Genomic DNA, 16740 nt, shown 5'->3' with positions numbered 1-16740 from the left:
GTATAAGTTCATGAATGACAGTTGAATATTAGTTTGGGTATTGCTTATGAATGGTATCTATATAGTTGGTGAAATGTTTCAGGAAATGCTTAGGAGATATAACAGTGATGTATTTTCCAAAAGCAAGCAAGGTATTGTATCCCCAATCATTGTCGTTTAACGGATAAGTAATCTCGTAAATATCGCTATTAATAGGTTTTATGGCATTATAGCCTAAAAGTTCCACAAATCGATCAAGAACAATTTTCTGGACATGCAGGATGACAGGTACTTTGTTTTCATTCATCCAAGCACCACCATCATAGGGAAGTGGTGTAAAATGTCTTTTTGAAAAAGTATCGGAGAGAGTAAGTTCACTAATTCTAGCAACTTTAAAAACAGAAAAACGCGCTTTATCAGTATCGTAGGCGTCCATATACCAACTCCGGTCCTTATAGACAATACGGTAAGGCTCACAATTTTTTTGACTCACCAGTCCTTGTGAATTAATATAGGAAAATTTTATTTTTACTCTACCTCTGATAGCTTCCAATAACTTAAAAATCAAAGTTCGTATTTCCAAGTTCCCTTGAGATAGAGATAAATCAATTTCGAAATCAGAGTATGTATTGGTAGCATTTAATTTCAATATAGCATTGAAAGTAGAGGCATCTTCCAATACTTGATAACGGCTTTTTAAACCAGATTCGATCGAAAGCCGTTCGGATTGGGTCAGGGGAGGTTTGTCAGTTTGGAAGTCTTCCATAAGAAAAATGCCTCCATTTTTTCCTTTCATTACATAGAGAGGAATGCCTGCAAGAGATAAATCATCAATATCTCTCATAATAGTTCGTGTGCTGACTTTAAAAAGTTCTGATAATTCTTTAGCTGTTGTTTTTCGTTTATTTACTAAATGAGAAATAATCCCCATTTGACGGTCGATTTTCATAATTTTCTCCTTAAATATGACAGATAGTTGTCATATTACTTTTGTTATGATTATACCATAAAGAAAGGAGTTCATATAATGAAACATCAAACTAAACCATCGTTTACCTTAGTTGGCAAGAGTATTTTGATAGAAGGAACTACAGTTCATGAACATCACTATTCTAAAGAGAAAACGGCATTCTATACTCAGTTATTTAAAGAAGGAATGCTAGGAAAATTGATGCCCCATTCTCTAGATAAAAGAGGCTATGCTTTGATAGTTCCTCACAAAGATGGTATACAATACTACGCAGGAGTTGCGGCAAATAATGCTGTGGCAGGTTACGAAAGCATTCTTGTCCCAGAGAAAGATTATTTAGTAAGCTCAGCCAGTGGTGATAAATCAAGACTCTTGTTTGATAAATTGGAGGATAACTTTTTTGAGGGAGAATATAGTTCGCTTTACAATGATGGAATTATCTTAGAAATACTTTTAAACGGTAATCCCATGGATGCAGAAGTTGAGCTTTGGGTTCCCAATTCAACAAACTAATAAGAACTGATAGAAAATTATTATAGTCGCAGCAAGTAAGAGGAAAGGCACAAAAGGAAGTCTTTCCTTTTTCTTTTGGAGGAGAAAGGCTAGAATTCCTGTCGCCGAAGCAAACTGAATTAAGATGAGTAGTTCTGTCGTGCTAAAGACGAGCGCACAAGATGATAGAAAGAGAAAGTCTCCCGCTCCCATGCGAATATCGACAAAATGAGCAAAAATTCCAAGGACAAGGAAGAAGATCATAATCAGGTTCCAACCACAGAAAGCCATGAGGAGTAGATGGAAAGTCAGCCAGACCAGTAAAGGATATTCCTGATGGCGAAAGTCATAGATGCCCAAGGTCAAACCAGCAGTGAGTAGAATGACTTGACCCAAGGAAAGCAAGCCCCAAGACCAAGTCAGAAAGAGGAGCCCTAAGCCCAATTCAAAGAGGACATACCAGAATGGATAGCGAATCTTGCAGTAGCGACAGCGAAAGCGATTAACCACCTGCGAAAGGATAGGAATCAAATCTAAGGGGCGCAAGCGAGTCTGACAGGAATCGCAGTGACTAGCTGGTCGAATAATGGATTGCTCAGGGAAACGGTCAATGACCAAACCTAGAAAGGAAGCGAGAATGCTCCCGACAAGAAAAAAATAAAGATTAATCATACTTATCTATTCGTAAAAAATAGAAGAAGTAGTATAATGGAGAAACATAGATAAGATAGTGAGGTCAAGATGACAATTCGTTTTGAAGAAAATGTGAGCATAGAAAATGCTCAGCTCATATGCCAATGGTCTAACTCCCTTGGCAAATCCTTTCAAGAACAATGGATGGGACCAATGATTCCTTTTCCCTTAACAATTCAAATCTTGCAAGATTTGGAAGGAATCTTTTCAATCTTTGATGGACAAGAGTTTGTGGGGCTTATCCAGAAAATCAGGCTAGAAGACAGGAATCTTCATATCGGGAGATTTTTTATCAACCCTCAGAAGCAGGGGCAAGGCTTAGGTAGTCAGGCTTTAAGGAAATTTGTTGGTTTGGCCTTTGAGAATGAAGACATAGATACTATTTCTCTAAATGTCTACGAGGCAAATCAAACAGCTTACAAGCTTTACCAAAAAGAAGGATTTGAAATCGTTCAAATGGTTGAAACACCTATACGAAAATACATCATGAAAAAGGGGAGATAGAAAGTAAAAAAGCCTTGAAACCAAGGCTTTTTCCTGTTGTATTTATATGCCCCCTGCATGAATTTGTAAGAACTTTTCATATTGAAAATAAACAAAAATGTTGAAATATAGCTGATTTTAGGGAAATACTTTTAGGTGTTTTCAATGTCAGGATTTAAAAACGTGGCAAAAGTGGGGCAAAAACGAATGACTCGTATTTGGTTTGAAAACCTATAATACCTAATGTTTATGCTATTCTAGATATATAGTTTTGTTATAAACAAATGTCAGTGCGAGATCAAATTGGAGGATAAAATAGAAAAACAAATTAATGAAAAAAAAGCCTTGGTTCCCAAAGCTTTTTAATGTTATAAACTCATTAAAATAATCCCCAGTTAGATTTGGAATATTTTTTATTCTGTGTCATATAAAAATAAATAAAATGAATGGCTATAGCTAGAGCTAAAATGGTTGTTATACTCACTACTATTATAGGATTAAAAGCAAAGATTAAAGAGAGAATCAAGGCAGCCAGATAGAGTGTCGCTTGGACACAGTAGTAACTTTTCGAATAGCGAAGATAGTGTTTGTTATAGGGCCCATTTACTAGGACAGCAGCTTGAAAGAGGCCAAATCCGATATAAGAGAAGCTGGTTGCAAAGAGAAGATTAGCTTCAGGATTCAGAAGAAAACTCATCGAAACGGTCATCATAATAAGTCCAATGAAAATAGGATAGTGACTGTAAATTAGAAATAGTCCCTTTTGATTAGATTTTTCATCAATAGCATGGTCGAATTGACCAAAATAAAACAAGAACAGAGAAATCATAATAATGAAATAAAGAACCGAATAAATCGAGAAATTCTCGATTGTAAAGAAGTTAGCTAGCTCCGTAATCATCTCTCCAAACGTAATAATGACAAGAAGGGAGATGCGCTCGATTAAATGGGGGAGATTTACCTGGTAATGCTTATCTTTATTAAGCAAGATACTTGGCATAATAAATGTTAGCAGAATACTAGCAAATAAGATATAGACTCTAAGGTAAATAGGAAGAAGAGCTGCTAGATAGAATCCTAAACTTCCTAGACCTGTTATCCATAGAAAACCTTTGATACTTTCCCGATTAGCATCATCGGTTGATTTTCTAAAAAATTCAACCAAATATTGAAAAAATAAGGTAAGGGTTAATGTACCAATAGCCCAACAGAGATAATGAAAATATTGTTGCCAATCAGGTCCAATCATATTGGCTATAAAGAGTAAAATTCCCATTTTGATAAACATGATTACTATGTTAAATAAAGAGTTCTTTCCATAGCGATTGGTATAATCGGTTTGAATCATCCAGGAATCGATGAGAAACAAAGTAGCAATGAAAAAATCAAGGAAAGAATTCCAAGTCAAAATACCGTTATGAAGATGGTCAATTAAAGTAGTTACTTTTGAAATTGCAAAAACAAAAACTAGGTCATAAAAAAGTTCTGAAAATTCTACACGTTTATGTTTAATAAGAGTTGTCATCTTAAGACCTTTCTATTTTAGAAGTACAATTTATTATAACAGAAAATGGTAATAAAAAAAGGGAGATGCTTAAATAACTTCATGTGACGCGAATGAACTGCGCCACAAAAGTTAGGTTTTTTCTGTCTAACTTTTGGGGTGCAGTTCAGAAGGGGTGTTTTTTCTATCGTTTTTTAGTGCTAAGACTACACAAAAAAGCCTAGTAAATCAAGGCTTTTTCCTGTTGTATTTAGATGCCCCCTACAGGGATTTGGAAAGGACTTTCATATTGAGAGCAATTAAAAATATTGAAATATAAGTGATTTTAGGTATTTTCAATGTCATGATTTAAAAATGGGACAAAAGTGGGGCAAAAACCATACAGATTCTAAACTGTATGGTTCTTTTTTTATCTAACCAAGAAAGGTTAAAACTTATTAAAACAAATGCAATCAACTGTTGAAAACTTTTTAGTCCGTGTAATATAAAAACAAGTAAAAAGTTGAACTATAGGGAATATTGTGTCATAATAGGTAATAGATGAATAATTAATAGATTGGAAATAATGCTTTCTTACCTTAACAAGTTGAATTGGTTATACATTTTTTCGTCGCAATTGTGTCTATCTCTCGAGTTTAGCTAGTTTTTATAAGCTCTGGTTTCTAATCAATATAACAAATTTTAGAAGTGCATAAGACAAGATGGTGACATTACTACAGTCATTTCTAGTCACCATATGTTGCTGGCACAGGCTGTTTGTAGTGTTGGCTATTTACTAGTCAGTTTAATCGGAGTGTTTAATTTTTATTGTTGAAAGGTTTTTATATGGCGAAAATTCTATCTTTAGGTCTGACAGGTAAGAAATTACTTGCTCAGGGGTTCTTGTTTGTTCTGCTAGGTCTCATCTTGATGGTCACGGGGAACTTGGTTGCCAGTAACAGTTATTCGCCTGGTTCTGTTTTTAGCTTGGATAGCAACGGTCGTAGATTTGCTATTAAGAGTTTTCAAAAAAAGCCAGTCAACGGATACCTTGGGAGTTGCACTGGTTAAATTGTTAGTGCTGGGATATTTGCTAGGTTCTAATCTTGCGACTGATATACCGATTTATGTTCTGGCTCTTGTGATTGGAGTTTATCAGATTTTTAGGGCCACGATTAATCTTGTCACCTATGTTCTCTACCGTAAAAATAATATTCGACCTCGTTTTCGTCTCTTACTAGATGGTATTCTACTAGTTTTTCTTGGTGGAGCTAGTCTTTTGTCCTCTACGGGAAATTCTGTCTTTCAACTCTTTGTTTTAGGGGCTTATTTTTTCCTTTATGGTCTGTCCAATATCCGTGACGGTTTCTTATTTGAAGGGGAAATTGGGAAAAACCATCTCAAACGTCGCATTAGAATTAGCTTACCTATTGTCCTAGCCGCTCTCATCCCTGCAAGAACTTTAGCAAAAATTAACAAATTTATGCTGGAAAATGCTGATGGGGAAGAAGATATCCATCTTGGAATAGTGAAGTCTGGTAAGACAGCAGAGCTAGAAATTTTTGTTCATACAGCTGAGACCTCCCTGTTTTCGGCAATTGGTCATGTGGATATCTGCTATCAAGGCCGTGTTATTTCTTATGGCAACTATGATCCGTCTTCTGAGACCTTATTTGGCATGGTAGGAGATGGTGTCTTATATTTCTGTGATCGTGACAAGTACATTGACCTATGTAAACGTGAGAGTCAAAAAACGCTTTTTGGTTATGGGATAGATTTGACGCCTGAAATGGAAAAAGCAGTTCAGAAAAAGTTGGCTGAATTGAAACAACTGACGATTCCATGGGAGCCAAGTGCAGATAAAATCATGACAGGTGATGGTAAGGAAGACTACACCTACGCTTATAAAATCAGACATGAGACAGATGGGGAACTTTATAAATTTATCAAATCTAAGTTTAAATCCTACTTTGTCTTATCTACAAACTGTGTGCTCTTGGCTGATACCATAGTCGGTCAGGCTGGCACCGATATCCTCTCACCCAAAGGATTTATCGCACCAGGAACTTACCAAGCTTACCTTGACCGAGAGTTTGAAAAACCAAATAGTATAGTCGTATCTAAACATGTTTATTAAGGAGAATTTATGAATTTAGTAAAAAAATACACCCCATTAATACTTTTTATAGGGCTGGTTACTCTTGTAATTCTGAATGCATCAAGCTTTATATCAGGGGCAGTATCTCTCTTTGAAGTAACTTCTACCTTGATTTATGGTGCTGTCATTGCTTTTGTGCTCAATGTTCCCATGAAAAAAATTGAAGAATTCCTAGTTAAAATGAAGGTAAAGGCAGGGTTGCGCCGTCCGATTGCTATGGTGCTTGTTTTCCTATCTCTTATCTTAATCGTGATCTGTCTTTTGGTTTTGGTGCTTCCAACCCTTGCTCAGACTATTAGTCAGCTGGGAGCAGTCCTTTCAACAGTCCTGACTCAACTTGGGAAATTGCTAGACAGCTCGGAATTTGTAACCAAAGACATGCTGTCAACTATCGTATCAGGAATTCAGGGACAGTCTAGCTCTATTAGTCAAGCTTTGATAACCTTCTTATCCGGTCTGACTAGTAATATAGGAAATATTTTTTCAAGTATAATGAATACCTTTCTGATTATAGTATTTACCTTTTTATTTTTATCCAGTAAGGAACATCTGGCAGCGATGACGAGTAGACTTCTAAAAGTTATATTTCCAGAGAAAGTGGTGACAAAGTTAACTTACATTGGACAAGTAGCACTAGAGACTTATGACCAATTTTTGATGAGTCAGCTGATTGAAGCAGTCATCATAGGAGTTATGATAGCGGTTGGCTACAGCCTGTTTGGACTACCTTATGGGGGTAATGACAGGTATATTTGCAGGAGTGCTATCGTTCATTCCTTATGTAGGGCCTATGATTGCTTGTGTTGTGGGAGCGATTTTTATCTTCACAGTGAGTCCTACTCAAGCCTTACTTTCTCTTCTTCTATATCAAGTTATACAGCTGATTGAAGGAAACCTTATTTATCCTAGAGTTGTAGGTCAATCTATTGGTTTGCCAGCTATTTTCACGCTTGCGGCTGCTAGTATTGGAGGCAATCTCTTTGGCTTACTTGGGATGATATTCTTTACACCGATATTTGCTGTTATCTATCGATTGGTTAAGGAATTTGTCGTTGCAAAGGAAAATCAGCTAGATTAAGAAAAACTAAATTTAATAAGATATACTGAGAAGAGAGTGAGAGATTCTCTTCTCTTTTATTTTTAAATACTTTTCTACAAAAAGCTATTAGACGTTAAAAAAAGCCTTGGTTTCAAGGCTTATTTCTGTTGATTTAGATGCCCCCTGCAGGGCTCGAACCTGCGCCCCATAGCTTAAGAGTCTACTGCTCTACCAACTGAGCTAAGGAAGCAACAGAAAAAGCTGAGAATGTAACTTCCCAGCTTTTTTAATATGCCCAAAATGGCAGCTAGATTATTTACGAAAGGCATCAAGGATATAGGTGAAACCAACAATTAAAAATGCAAAGGCAACGACATAAACGACAAAGACACTTGTAGCTACTGGATTGAACAAAATCACTAGACCTAGTAAAAATGCAAGCAACGCTATCCACATGATATGGTTGCCAATAATAGGGAAAATCAATCCCAAACGATTGCCTTTAAAGAAAACTATAATGGCTTCTACAATTAACCAAATTCCTAAAATAGTTGGAATGACAACTGGCAGCGTCACAAAGCCATAGGCAACGAGGTAAAGAGCTAAGAGAAGATTAACAATCCCTTGGAAAAGATGAGCTGGTGAGCGAAGCTCTTTTGGTACAGAGAAATAGCCTAAAATAGCTGCTATAGAAGAAACCAGTAAACCAAATGCAATCCACCAGCTGTAAGCAACAAGATTAGCTACTGGGTTTGTAAATAGGAAAAGTCCTAAAAGGACAAAAACAACTCCTGCAAGGAATAGCAGTAAACGATTAGAAAATTTCATTTCAATACCCCCTATATAGTATAGTATAGTTTGATAATAAAAATATTATACACCTTTTTAGAGGAAATGTCAATAAACAAAATGGAAAATTTGGAAGTTTCAGTCTGATTTATGAAAAGAAAATCAGTTTTTATTATTTTGAAAATAAAAAGAGAAGATAAAATTTGTCTTCTCTACATGAAAATATTGTATGGCATCAAAGCAAAAGTAACTGGCTTTACACTATTTGTAAAGATGTAATTTGATTCAAAAAGAAAAGATAGATTTAAAATGTGGGACAAATGATGAGGCAAATCAGTTATAGATAAGCAAAAAAGCCTTGGAACTCAAGGCTTTTTCCTGTTGATTTAGATGCCCCCTACAGGGATCGAACCTGTGACCCACGGATTAAGAGTCCGCTGCTCTGCCAGCTGAGCTAAGGAGGCAAAGAAAAAAGCTGTATTGGTGCCGAAACTTCACGGTTTGTATTGAACCCGCGCAATTAAGCAGGTGGGCAACTCGCTCTAACTGAAGCTGTTTCCGTGTGAGACGGCCTACATGCTGTTAGAAGACTTTTGTTTCCCTAATAATACAAAAAATAGTCGGTCAACACTTAAGTGTGAAGTCGTACACCACAGCGTTTCTATGTTTATATGATACCACTTTTTCAAAAAAAATCAAGAGGAAAGTGCAATTTTTTGAAAAGGATTTCAGATTTTTCGCAAACGGTCGATAGCTTCCTTTCTTTGAGCCAAGGCCCGTTCGTACTTGCCAGTATCTTCTGGAGAGAAGTAGTGATGATCTCGAATTTTTTCTGGCAAGTAATCTTGTTTGACCCAGTGTCCAGGATAGTTGTGCGGATAGAGATAGTTTTGCGCATTCCCTAGTTCCTTGCTTCCACTGTAGTGGCCATCGCGCAGGTGTCGAGGGATAGGCAAATGCCCTGATGTTTTGAGATCAGCAAGGGCCTTGTCCATGGCCACATAGGCTGAGTTGGATTTTGGAGAGAGGGCCAAATCAATCACGACATTGGCAATGAGAATGCGAGCTTCTGGAAAGCCAATCTTTTGAGCAGCATCTAGAGCAGTTACGGTATGAATCTGAGCTTCAGGATTGGCCAAACCGATATCTTCATAAGCAATAACAGTCAAGCGACGAGCGAGACTAGGCAGATCCCCAGCCTCAATCAAGCGGGCCGCGTAGTGGAGACTGGCATCAACATCCGAGCCACGGATGGACTTTTGCAGTGCTGAAAGGACATCGTAGTGACCGTCCCCATCCTTATCCATGGTAATGTAACTCCTCTGCAGGCTGTTTTCCATGATATCAAGAGTGATATGACGGATGCCCTTGTCATTTTCGGGAGTAGAAAGAACAGCCAAGTCAAGTGAGTTGAAGGCAGAGCGAAGATCTCCGTTTGTAGAAGTTGCGATGAAATCCAGCGCATCCTCATCTAGCTCAACTGGAAAATCAAAACCACGCTCAGGGTCAGTTAGAGCTATCTGAAGAGCCTCTTTGACGTCTTGGTTAGACAGAGGTTCCAACTCAAAAATTTGAACACGGCTACGGATGGCAGGAGTGACAGAAAAGAAGGGATTTTCAGTCGTAGCACCAATCATGATGACCAGACCACTTTCTAAGAGTGGTAGAAGAAAGTCTTGCTTAGTCTTGTCAAGACGATGAATCTCGTCTAGTAGCAGTACAAGGCCACCTGAGAATTTAGCCTCTTCAGCGATTTCTTGGAGACGTTTTTTACTATCAACAGTGGCATTGAAGGCCCGAAAGGCATACTTGGTCGTTCCAGCGATGGCAGAGGCGATACTGGTTTTGCCGATTCCTGGAGGTCCGTAGAGAATCATGGAGGACAGGCGGTTGGCCTCCACCATACGACGGATAATTTTTCCAGGTCCTACCAGATGCTCTTGACCGATGACCTGGTCGATGGTTTTAGGGCGCATGCGAAGCGCGAGATTGTCAGGCATAGCAGTCCTTTCTAACGTGGATTTTCTGATGTATATATGGTAAGATGGTAGTATCTATTTTAGCATATTTCCGAGTATTCGGGGCGATTAAAGAATCGCATAGAAAGAGGACAAAATGGCAACATACGGATTTTTAGATGTTTTAGAGGAAGAATTGGAGAAGAACTTTCCCTTTGACTTTGAGATTAGTTGGGACAAACGCAATCATGCGGTTGAAGTGAGTTTTTTGTTGGAAGCGCAAAATGCTACAGGTGTGGAGATGGTGGATGAAGACGGAGAGGTGTCATCGGACGATATCCTATTTGAGGAAGCGGTGCTCTTTTACAATCCTGCTAAGTCAACAGTTAATGAGGAAGACTATTTGACAGTTATCCCTTATCTGCCGAAGAAAGGTTTTTCTCGCGAATTTTTAGCTTATTTTGCGCTATTCCTTAAAGATACTGCAGAGGTTGGGCTAGATGCCCTCATGGACTTTTTGGAAGACCCAGAAGCAGAAGAATTTGTCATGGAATGGAACCAAGAAGTCTTTGAAGAAGGAAAAGAAGGCTTGGAAGAGGGAGAATTTTATCCTTATCCAAGATACTAGGAGTTTGACATGGAACTAGAAATTTCTGATTTCACAGGCTGCAAGATTGCTTTGTTTTGTGGGGATAAGCTCTTGACTATCTTACGCGATGATAAGTCAAGCATTCCCTGGCCCAATATGTGGGAGTTGCCCGGTGGTGGACGTGAAGGCGATGAAAGTCCTTTTGAGTGTGCGGCGCGTGAAGTTTATGAAGAGCTGGGAATTCATCTGACTGAGGATTGTCTGCTTTGGGTGAAGGTTTACCCAAGTATGCTTTTTGCGGATAAACAATCCGTATTTCTAGTTGGCAAGTTGGCTCAGGAACAGTTTGATAGTATCGTCTTTGGCGACGAAGGACAGGCCTACAAACTGATGGGCATCGAGGAATTTCTTGGCTCAGATAAGGTCGTGCCCCAGTTGCAGGATAGAGTGAGGGATTATTTGGAGGAAATAAAATGATTTTTGCAATTGCAACAACGACGTTAAATAAGGAAGTTAAACGCAAACTAAAAACTGGACAATATTCTAGAGAAGAAGCTACATTCATCTATATGGAATATTTAAAGTTAAAGAAGCAGAGAGAAAGTGGTATGAAAGTAGCTGGGATTTCTACGGCTATTATTTGGGTATTAATGCTTGTTATACCCTTACTGAGTGATGGAGGTCTCGTACTGCCTCTTTCAGTATATTTTTTACTTTTGATACTGTTAGCAGGAATTGTTCTATTTGTTTATTATCTTATGTTTGGTATTTTTAAACAGCAGATTCATAGCGCAATGAAAGAACACTACACAGATGTGATTGAAGAATTCAAGAAAAATAAGGAAGATTCAAAATGGAAACATGGCAAGAATTAAAAGTTACAGTGAAGCGCGAGGGGGAGGAGCTGGTCTCTAATCTCTTGATTGAGTTAGGTGCCCAAGGTGTTGCGATCGAAGATAGTATGGACTATGTGGGGAATGTCGACCGTTTTGGTGAGATTTTCCCAGAGGTCGAGCAACAAGAAGAAATCGTAGTGACAGCCTACTATCCTGATACGGTTGATGTGGCAGTAGTTGAGGCGGATTTGCAGGCTCGTCTCCTAGAATTAACAGATTTTATGGATCTGGGAGAGGTCAAGATGGGTACAACAGCCTTGGCTGAGGAAGACTGGGCTGATAACTGGAAGAAATACTATGAGCCAGCTCGCATCACTCATGACTTGACCATCGTGCCATCATGGACAGACTATGAGGCGACTGCGGGAGAAAAGATTATCAAGCTGGATCCAGGCATGGCTTTTGGTACTGGGACGCATCCAACGACCAAGATGAGCCTCTTCGCCTTGGAGCAGGTCCTTCGTGGGGGGGAAACGGTTTTAGATGTGGGGACTGGATCAGGTGTCCTTTCTATTGCCAGCTCGCTTCTGGGTGCTAAGGAAATCTTCGCCTATGACTTGGATGATGTGGCAGTTCGTGTTGCTCAAGAAAATATTGAACTCAACCCTGGCATGGAAAATATCCATGTAGCGGCAGGCGATTTGCTTAAGGATGTGGAAATTGAGGCAGATGTCATCGTGGCCAATATCTTGGCAGATATTCTCATTCATCTGACAGAGGATGCTTATCGCTTGGTCAAGGACGAAGGCTACCTGATCATGAGTGGCATTATCAAGGACAAGTGGGACATGGTGCGAGAGTCAGCTGAGTCAGCTGGATTTTTCCTTGAAACCCACATGATTCAAGGGGAATGGAATGCCTGTGTCTTTAAGAAAACCAAGGATATTTCTGGTGTGATTGGAGGCTAGCATGCAACAGTATTTTATCAAGGGCAGTGCAGTCTTTCCTATCACCATTGAGGACAAGGAAACCAGCAAGCATATGTTTCAGGTCATGCGCCTGAAAGAAGATGACGAAGTGACCTTGGTCTTTGATGATGGGATTAAGCGCTTGGCGCGTGTGCTAAATGTGGAAGCTCGTCAGTTTGAATTGGTTCAAGAATTAGCTGACAATGTGGAACTACCAGTTCAAGTGACCATCGCATCAGGCTTTCCCAAGGGAGATAAGCTAGAATTCATCACTCAAAAAGTGACGGAACTGGGTGCTAGTCAGATTTGGGCATTTCCTGCCGATTGGTCGGTCGCCAAGTGGGACGGCAAGAAGTTGGGTAAAAAGGTTGAAAAACTGGAAAAAATTGCTCTTGGAGCAGCAGAGCAAAGCAAGCGTAATCTAGTTCCAAGTATCAAGCTTTTTGAGAAAAAAGCAGACTTTCTAGCTCAGCTTGATCAGTTTGACTCTATCATCGTAGCCTATGAAGAGTCGGCTAAAGAAGGAGAAGCCGCTGCTCTCCTACAAGCGGTCGCAGGTCTTGAAAAAGGAGGTAAATTGCTCTTTATCTTTGGTCCAGAAGGGGGTCTCTCACCTGCAGAAATCGAAAGTTTTGAAGCTAAAGGAGCTGTCTTGGCAGGTCTTGGCCCTCGCATTTTGCGAGCGGAAACAGCCCCACTTTACGCCTTATCAGCCCTTAGTGTTTTAGTAGAATTAGAGAAATAAGAGGAAGAAAATGGAACAAAAACACCGTTCAGAATTTCCAGAAAAGGAACTTTGGGACCTAACTGCCCTATACCAAGACCGTGAGGATTTCTTGCGTGCAATCGAGAAAGCTCGCGAAGACATCAACCAATTTAGCCGGGACTACAAGGGCAATCTTCATACTTTTGAGGATTTTGAGAAGGCCTTTGCGGTATTGGAACAAATTTATATTCAGATGAGCCATATCGGCAATTACGCCTTTATGCCTCAGACGACAGACTATAGCAATGAAGAGTTCGCCAATATCGCCCAAGCTGGGATGGAATTTGAGACAGATGCTAGTGTAGCCTTGACCTTCTTTGACGACGCTTTGGTGGCGGCAGATGAAGAAGTTTTGAATCGTTTGGGTGAATTGCCTCACTTGACGGCAGCCATTCGTCAGGCTAAAATCAAAAAAGCCCACTATCTTGGGGCTGATGTGGAGAAGGCATTGACCAATCTTGGTGAAGTTTTCTATAGTCCACAGGACATTTATACTAAGATGCGTGCTGGGGATTTTGAAATGGCTGACTTTGAAGCCCATGGCAAAACCTACAAAAACAGCTTTGTAACCTATGAAAATTTCTACCAAAACCACGAGGATGCGGAGGTTCGTGAGAAATCTTTCCGCTCCTTCTCAGAGGGACTTCGTAAGCACCAAAATACAGCTGCGGCAGTCTACTTAGCCCAAGTCAAGTCTGAAAAACTATTGGCAGATATGAAGGGCTACGACTCAGTTTTTGATTATCTTCTGGCTGAGCAAGAAGTGGACCGTGCCATGTTTGATCGTCAGATTGACCTCATCATGAAGGATTTTGCGCCAGTTGCTCAGAGATACCTCAAGCATGTTGCCAAGGTCAATGGTCTTGAAAAGATGACCTTTGCAGACTGGAAATTGGACTTGGACAGCGCCCTGAATCCTGAAGTGACTATTGACGATGCCTATGATTTGGTCATGAAGTCAGTAGAACCTTTGGGGCAAGAATATTGTCAGGAAGTTGCGCGCTATCAAGAAGAACGCTGGGTGGACTTCGCTGCCAATAGTGGCAAGGATTCTGGCGGGTATGCGGCGGATCCGTATCGCGTGCACCCTTATGTCCTCATGAGCTGGACAGGCCGTTTGAGCGATGTCTATACCTTGATTCATGAAATCGGGCATTCTGGTCAATTTATCTTTTCAGATAATCACCAAAGTTACTTCAATGCCCACATGTCTACTTACTATGTCGAAGCGCCATCAACCTTCAATGAATTGCTTCTCAGTGACTACTTGGAGCACCAGTCTGATGACCCACGTCAAAAACGCTTCGCTCTTGCCCATCGCTTGACAGACACCTACTTCCATAATTTCATCACCCACCTCTTGGAAGCAGCCTTCCAGCGTAAGGTATATACACTGATTGAAGAAGGGGAGACCTTTGGAGCAAGCAAGCTCAACAGCATTATGAAGGAAGTTTTGACAGATTTCTGGGGAGATGCTATTGAAATTGACGACGATGCGGCCTTGACTTGGATGCGCCAAGCTCACTATTACATGGGCTTGTATAGTTACACTTACTCTGCTGGTCTTGTCATCTCGACAGCTGGCTATCTCCATCTGAAACATTCAGAAACTGGAGCTAGAGACTGGCTCAATCTTCTTAAATCAGGTGGTAGTAAGACACCGCTTGAGTCAGCCATGATTATCGGTGCCGATATCTCAACAGACAAACCACTCCGTGATACCATCCAATTCCTGTCTGATACAGTTGACCAGATTATTGCTTATAGCGCTGAGTTGGGGGAGTAGAGTTTAGACAGACTCCTAGGAGAACGATATGAATAGAATCAAAAAATGGATGGAGCAAAATCCCCAAAGAATGCTCTTTATCAAAATTGGTCTAGTCTTGTTGGGAATCATTTTGTTGATCGCTTTGCCTACTCTCTATCTTGTTTTGAGTGGAGTTGGTATTTGGTATTTTGTAAAGAAAGCACCAGATATTCGAAAAAGAAATCTAATGATTGGGCTTTTCATTGTCAGTTTTGTTGCAGTTGCTCTTCAAACTCCAACAGTCTCAAAGAAAACTTCATCTTCTCAGTCAGAAACTAAGCAGACTGCGACATCTACTACTTCGACAGCTTCAACCACGGATACTTCATCAAGTATAGAGGAAGCAAAACGGATCGAAGAAGAGAAAAAAACTAAAGCAAAAGCAGAAGAAGAGCGAATTGCTAAAGAAAAAGCTGCAAAGGAGTTGCAAGAAAAAGGTGAAACCCTAGTCAAACAATTGGAAGAAAGTCAAGATGCGAGTCAAGTGAAGTCTGCTAAAGAAACAGTTAATCAGATTGAAAATAACGACAAAAAGACAGAGTTGCTTGATAGGATAGGTGCGGTTGAATCATCAATTTCTCAAAAGGAGGAAGAAAAAAGAATTGCACAGGAAGCTGAAACCAAAGCTCAACAGCAAGATAGAATTGTCTATGTTGCAAACAATGGGAAATCAAAAGTTTATTGGTATAGTAAGGATAGAATGCCTTCAAAAACTAATAAAGCTAACGTTGTTGAGATGACAGAAGCAGATGCAATTGCAGCAGGAAAACGTCCATCGAAAACAGAATAAGAAAGAAAGTCATCTACGGATGACTTTTTGATAAGCTGCTAGAAATGTAGAGGTACTTGAGATGCGTAAAAAATTGCAAAGAAAAGTGACAGAAGAAAAACCAAGCTATAGCCGAGAAGAAATTCAGTGGTTGCTTGAGCACTTGGGAGATCCCTCTCCAGAAATTCGAGACGAACTTGTTTTTACGAGTTTGGCTAGAGGGATTCAAGAAGAGTTGTTTACCCTTGAGCAGTTTCAGTTTATCTCAGAAGAGGTCTCCTCTGATGAAGGTCTATACAAAGAGATTGATAGTAGAGGAGTTTCAGCTCTTAAACGTTCTTTTAGGGCACTTATTTATGCCAATCTTTTGTCTGCAGATGGTAACGAGCACTCTCTTTTCTATAAAGGTTTAAAAGCTGATATAAGAAATGCTATGCTATCTCAAGGTTTGTATTACCTAAAAAAAGAAAAGGATACGACAGGTTTTTCAAGTCAGTATGGTTGGGTTCACGCTTTTGCGCATGGAGCGGATCTCTTGACGGAAGTCGTTTGTCATCCATATTTTCCTAAAAATAGAGATCATGAAGTATTTGATGTACTGGGTCAACTATTTAAACGAATTACCATTCGTTTTACAAATGATGAGGATTGGCGCTTAGCGAGAGTACTTTATGAACCCATTTTGCAAGGAAAATTAGAGCAGGAAAAAGTAGCTTCTTGGATAAAAACTGTTGACTTTCCAATAGAAGAGAGGGAAGATTTTTATAAATTTTCCAACTTCAGATCCTGTCTGTTGGAAGTCTATGTCAAACTTGATCAGAAAAACTTTTTACAAGATGAGTTAAAAGAAGCTATTCAATCTTTTCAATACTAGAGATTAGCTGGTCATTTTATGATTTTCAAAAAACTTTCCAGTCAATTTTCTTGAAACCCTTTCCTTCTTCTGATAGACTAATACATA

At 39.5% G+C, this 16740-nt stretch carries 15 protein-coding genes, 2 tRNA genes and 2 pseudogenes; 12 read left to right on the top strand and 7 right to left on the bottom strand.

All coding sequences use genetic code 11. The annotated features are described in order from the left end of the window. Window positions 1-28: 28 nt before the first annotated feature. Window positions 29-928 (bottom strand): helix-turn-helix transcriptional regulator, encoded by a 900-nt coding sequence (locus tag MK403_RS01245; protein ID WP_000687279.1) that lies wholly within the window; start codon window positions 926-928, stop codon window positions 29-31. A 78-nt stretch (window positions 929-1006) separates the two neighbouring features. On the opposite strand from MK403_RS01245, the gene MK403_RS01240 reads away from it, so the two are divergent. Further along, window positions 1007-1462, top strand: coding sequence for an effector binding domain-containing protein (locus MK403_RS01240; RefSeq protein ID WP_000682684.1), 456 nt, complete (start codon window positions 1007-1009; stop codon window positions 1460-1462). On the opposite strand, the gene MK403_RS01235 is transcribed toward MK403_RS01240, so the two are convergent. Beyond that, window positions 1451-2113: a prepilin peptidase gene (locus MK403_RS01235; RefSeq protein ID WP_268708704.1), complete on the bottom strand. Its 663-nt coding sequence runs from the start codon at window positions 2111-2113 to the stop codon at window positions 1451-1453. The genes MK403_RS01240 and MK403_RS01235 overlap by 12 nt on opposite strands. Window positions 2114-2182: 69 nt before the next feature. On the opposite strand from MK403_RS01235, the gene MK403_RS01230 reads away from it, so the two are divergent. Next, a complete protein-coding gene (locus tag MK403_RS01230) occupies window positions 2183-2638 on the top strand; it encodes a GNAT family N-acetyltransferase (protein WP_268708703.1) in 456 nt (151 codons plus the stop codon). 358 nt (window positions 2639-2996) lie between these two features. Here MK403_RS01230 and MK403_RS01225 read toward each other — a convergent pair whose 3' ends face one another. Beyond that, complete coding sequence (locus tag MK403_RS01225; RefSeq protein WP_268708702.1) at window positions 2997-4142, bottom strand: low temperature requirement protein A; 1146 nt, start codon at window positions 4140-4142, stop codon at window positions 2997-2999. Window positions 4143-4946: 804 nt separating this feature from the next. Here MK403_RS01225 and MK403_RS01220 point away from each other — a divergent pair. Both MK403_RS01220 and MK403_RS01215 read left to right on the top strand, forming a co-directional pair. Continuing rightward, window positions 4947-6237: pseudogene (locus MK403_RS01220) on the top strand (DUF308 domain-containing protein). Window positions 6238-6246: 9 nt separating this feature from the next. Then, window positions 6247-7336 (top strand): annotated as a pseudogene (locus tag MK403_RS01215) (AI-2E family transporter). Between the two features lie 138 nt (window positions 7337-7474). Here the strand turns inward: MK403_RS01215 and MK403_RS01210 are convergent. The 4 genes from MK403_RS01210 to MK403_RS01195 all read right to left on the bottom strand — a co-directional run bounded on the left by MK403_RS01210 (window position 7475) and on the right by MK403_RS01195 (window position 10086). Continuing rightward, window positions 7475-7547 (bottom strand) — tRNA-Lys (locus tag MK403_RS01210). Window positions 7548-7609: 62 nt separating this feature from the next. Continuing rightward, window positions 7610-8125: a DUF308 domain-containing protein gene (locus MK403_RS01205; RefSeq protein WP_000672740.1), complete on the bottom strand. Its 516-nt coding sequence runs from the start codon at window positions 8123-8125 to the stop codon at window positions 7610-7612. A 352-nt stretch (window positions 8126-8477) separates the two neighbouring features. After that, window positions 8478-8550 (bottom strand) — tRNA-Lys (locus MK403_RS01200). Between the two features lie 264 nt (window positions 8551-8814). Next, on the bottom strand, window positions 8815-10086 hold the full coding sequence (locus MK403_RS01195; protein ID WP_033630115.1) for a replication-associated recombination protein A: 1272 nt from the start codon (window positions 10084-10086) through the stop codon (window positions 8815-8817). A 115-nt stretch (window positions 10087-10201) separates the two neighbouring features. On the opposite strand from MK403_RS01195, the gene MK403_RS01190 reads away from it, so the two are divergent. The 8 genes from MK403_RS01190 (at window position 10202) to MK403_RS01155 (ending at window position 16653) form a co-directional block, all read left to right on the top strand. Then, a complete protein-coding gene (locus MK403_RS01190; RefSeq protein ID WP_268708701.1) occupies window positions 10202-10672 on the top strand; it encodes a DUF3013 family protein in 471 nt (156 codons plus the stop codon). Window positions 10673-10681: 9 nt separating this feature from the next. Beyond that, complete coding sequence (locus MK403_RS01185) at window positions 10682-11110, top strand: NUDIX hydrolase (protein WP_268708700.1); 429 nt, start codon at window positions 10682-10684, stop codon at window positions 11108-11110. Beyond that, on the top strand, window positions 11107-11508 hold the full coding sequence (locus MK403_RS01180) for a hypothetical protein (RefSeq protein WP_268708699.1): 402 nt from the start codon (window positions 11107-11109) through the stop codon (window positions 11506-11508). Before MK403_RS01185 ends, MK403_RS01180 begins: the two co-directional genes overlap by 4 nt. Next, window positions 11487-12437, top strand: coding sequence for a 50S ribosomal protein L11 methyltransferase (prmA, locus tag MK403_RS01175; protein ID WP_268708698.1), 951 nt, complete (start codon window positions 11487-11489; stop codon window positions 12435-12437). Before MK403_RS01180 ends, prmA begins: the two co-directional genes overlap by 22 nt. A gap of 1 nt (window position 12438) precedes the next feature. Next, window positions 12439-13182, top strand: coding sequence for a 16S rRNA (uracil(1498)-N(3))-methyltransferase (locus MK403_RS01170; protein WP_268708697.1), 744 nt, complete (start codon window positions 12439-12441; stop codon window positions 13180-13182). Window positions 13183-13192: 10 nt separating this feature from the next. Next, window positions 13193-14989, top strand: a complete 1797-nt coding sequence (gene pepF, locus MK403_RS01165) for an oligoendopeptidase F (RefSeq protein ID WP_268708696.1) — start codon at window positions 13193-13195, stop codon at window positions 14987-14989. Between the two features lie 28 nt (window positions 14990-15017). Then, window positions 15018-15800 carry a deoxyribonuclease gene (locus tag MK403_RS01160; protein WP_268708695.1) on the top strand — a complete coding sequence of 261 codons (783 nt, stop codon included), beginning with the start codon at window positions 15018-15020 and terminating at the stop codon, window positions 15798-15800. Window positions 15801-15861: 61 nt separating this feature from the next. Next, window positions 15862-16653, top strand: coding sequence for a DUF2785 domain-containing protein (locus tag MK403_RS01155; RefSeq protein WP_268708694.1), 792 nt, complete (start codon window positions 15862-15864; stop codon window positions 16651-16653). The last annotated feature ends 87 nt before the right edge of the window (window positions 16654-16740 follow it).

Origin of the sequence: Streptococcus oralis (assembly GCF_026782285.1) — a bacterium.
GTDB lineage: Bacteria > Bacillota > Bacilli > Lactobacillales > Streptococcaceae > Streptococcus > Streptococcus oralis_CG.
The sequence above is the reverse complement of the archived record's forward strand: the minus strand, read 5'-3'. Positions and strand labels throughout refer to the sequence as shown.

Bases quoted from the DNA above. Each gene is read 5' to 3' on its own strand.
- MK403_RS01235 (WP_268708704.1), bottom strand. From the start codon at position 2,113: ATGATTAATCTTTATTTTTTTCTTGTCGGGAGCATTCTCGCTTCCTTT.
- MK403_RS01155 (WP_268708694.1), top strand. From the start codon at position 15,862: ATGCGTAAAAAATTGCAAAGAAAAGTGACAGAAGAAAAACCAAGCTAT.
- MK403_RS01180 (WP_268708699.1), top strand. From the start codon at position 11,107: ATGATTTTTGCAATTGCAACAACGACGTTAAATAAGGAAGTTAAACGC.
- MK403_RS01245 (WP_000687279.1), bottom strand. From the start codon at position 928: ATGAAAATCGACCGTCAAATGGGGATTATTTCTCATTTAGTAAATAAA.
- MK403_RS01190 (WP_268708701.1), top strand. From the start codon at position 10,202: ATGGCAACATACGGATTTTTAGATGTTTTAGAGGAAGAATTGGAGAAG.
- MK403_RS01230 (WP_268708703.1), top strand. From the start codon at position 2,183: ATGACAATTCGTTTTGAAGAAAATGTGAGCATAGAAAATGCTCAGCTC.
- pepF (WP_268708696.1), top strand. From the start codon at position 13,193: ATGGAACAAAAACACCGTTCAGAATTTCCAGAAAAGGAACTTTGGGAC.
- MK403_RS01225 (WP_268708702.1), bottom strand. From the start codon at position 4,142: ATGACAACTCTTATTAAACATAAACGTGTAGAATTTTCAGAACTTTTT.
- prmA (WP_268708698.1), top strand. From the start codon at position 11,487: ATGGAAACATGGCAAGAATTAAAAGTTACAGTGAAGCGCGAGGGGGAG.
- MK403_RS01240 (WP_000682684.1), top strand. From the start codon at position 1,007: ATGAAACATCAAACTAAACCATCGTTTACCTTAGTTGGCAAGAGTATT.
- MK403_RS01185 (WP_268708700.1), top strand. From the start codon at position 10,682: ATGGAACTAGAAATTTCTGATTTCACAGGCTGCAAGATTGCTTTGTTT.
- MK403_RS01160 (WP_268708695.1), top strand. From the start codon at position 15,018: ATGAATAGAATCAAAAAATGGATGGAGCAAAATCCCCAAAGAATGCTC.
- MK403_RS01170 (WP_268708697.1), top strand. From the start codon at position 12,439: ATGCAACAGTATTTTATCAAGGGCAGTGCAGTCTTTCCTATCACCATT.
- MK403_RS01205 (WP_000672740.1), bottom strand. From the start codon at position 8,125: ATGAAATTTTCTAATCGTTTACTGCTATTCCTTGCAGGAGTTGTTTTT.
- MK403_RS01195 (WP_033630115.1), bottom strand. From the start codon at position 10,086: ATGCCTGACAATCTCGCGCTTCGCATGCGCCCTAAAACCATCGACCAG.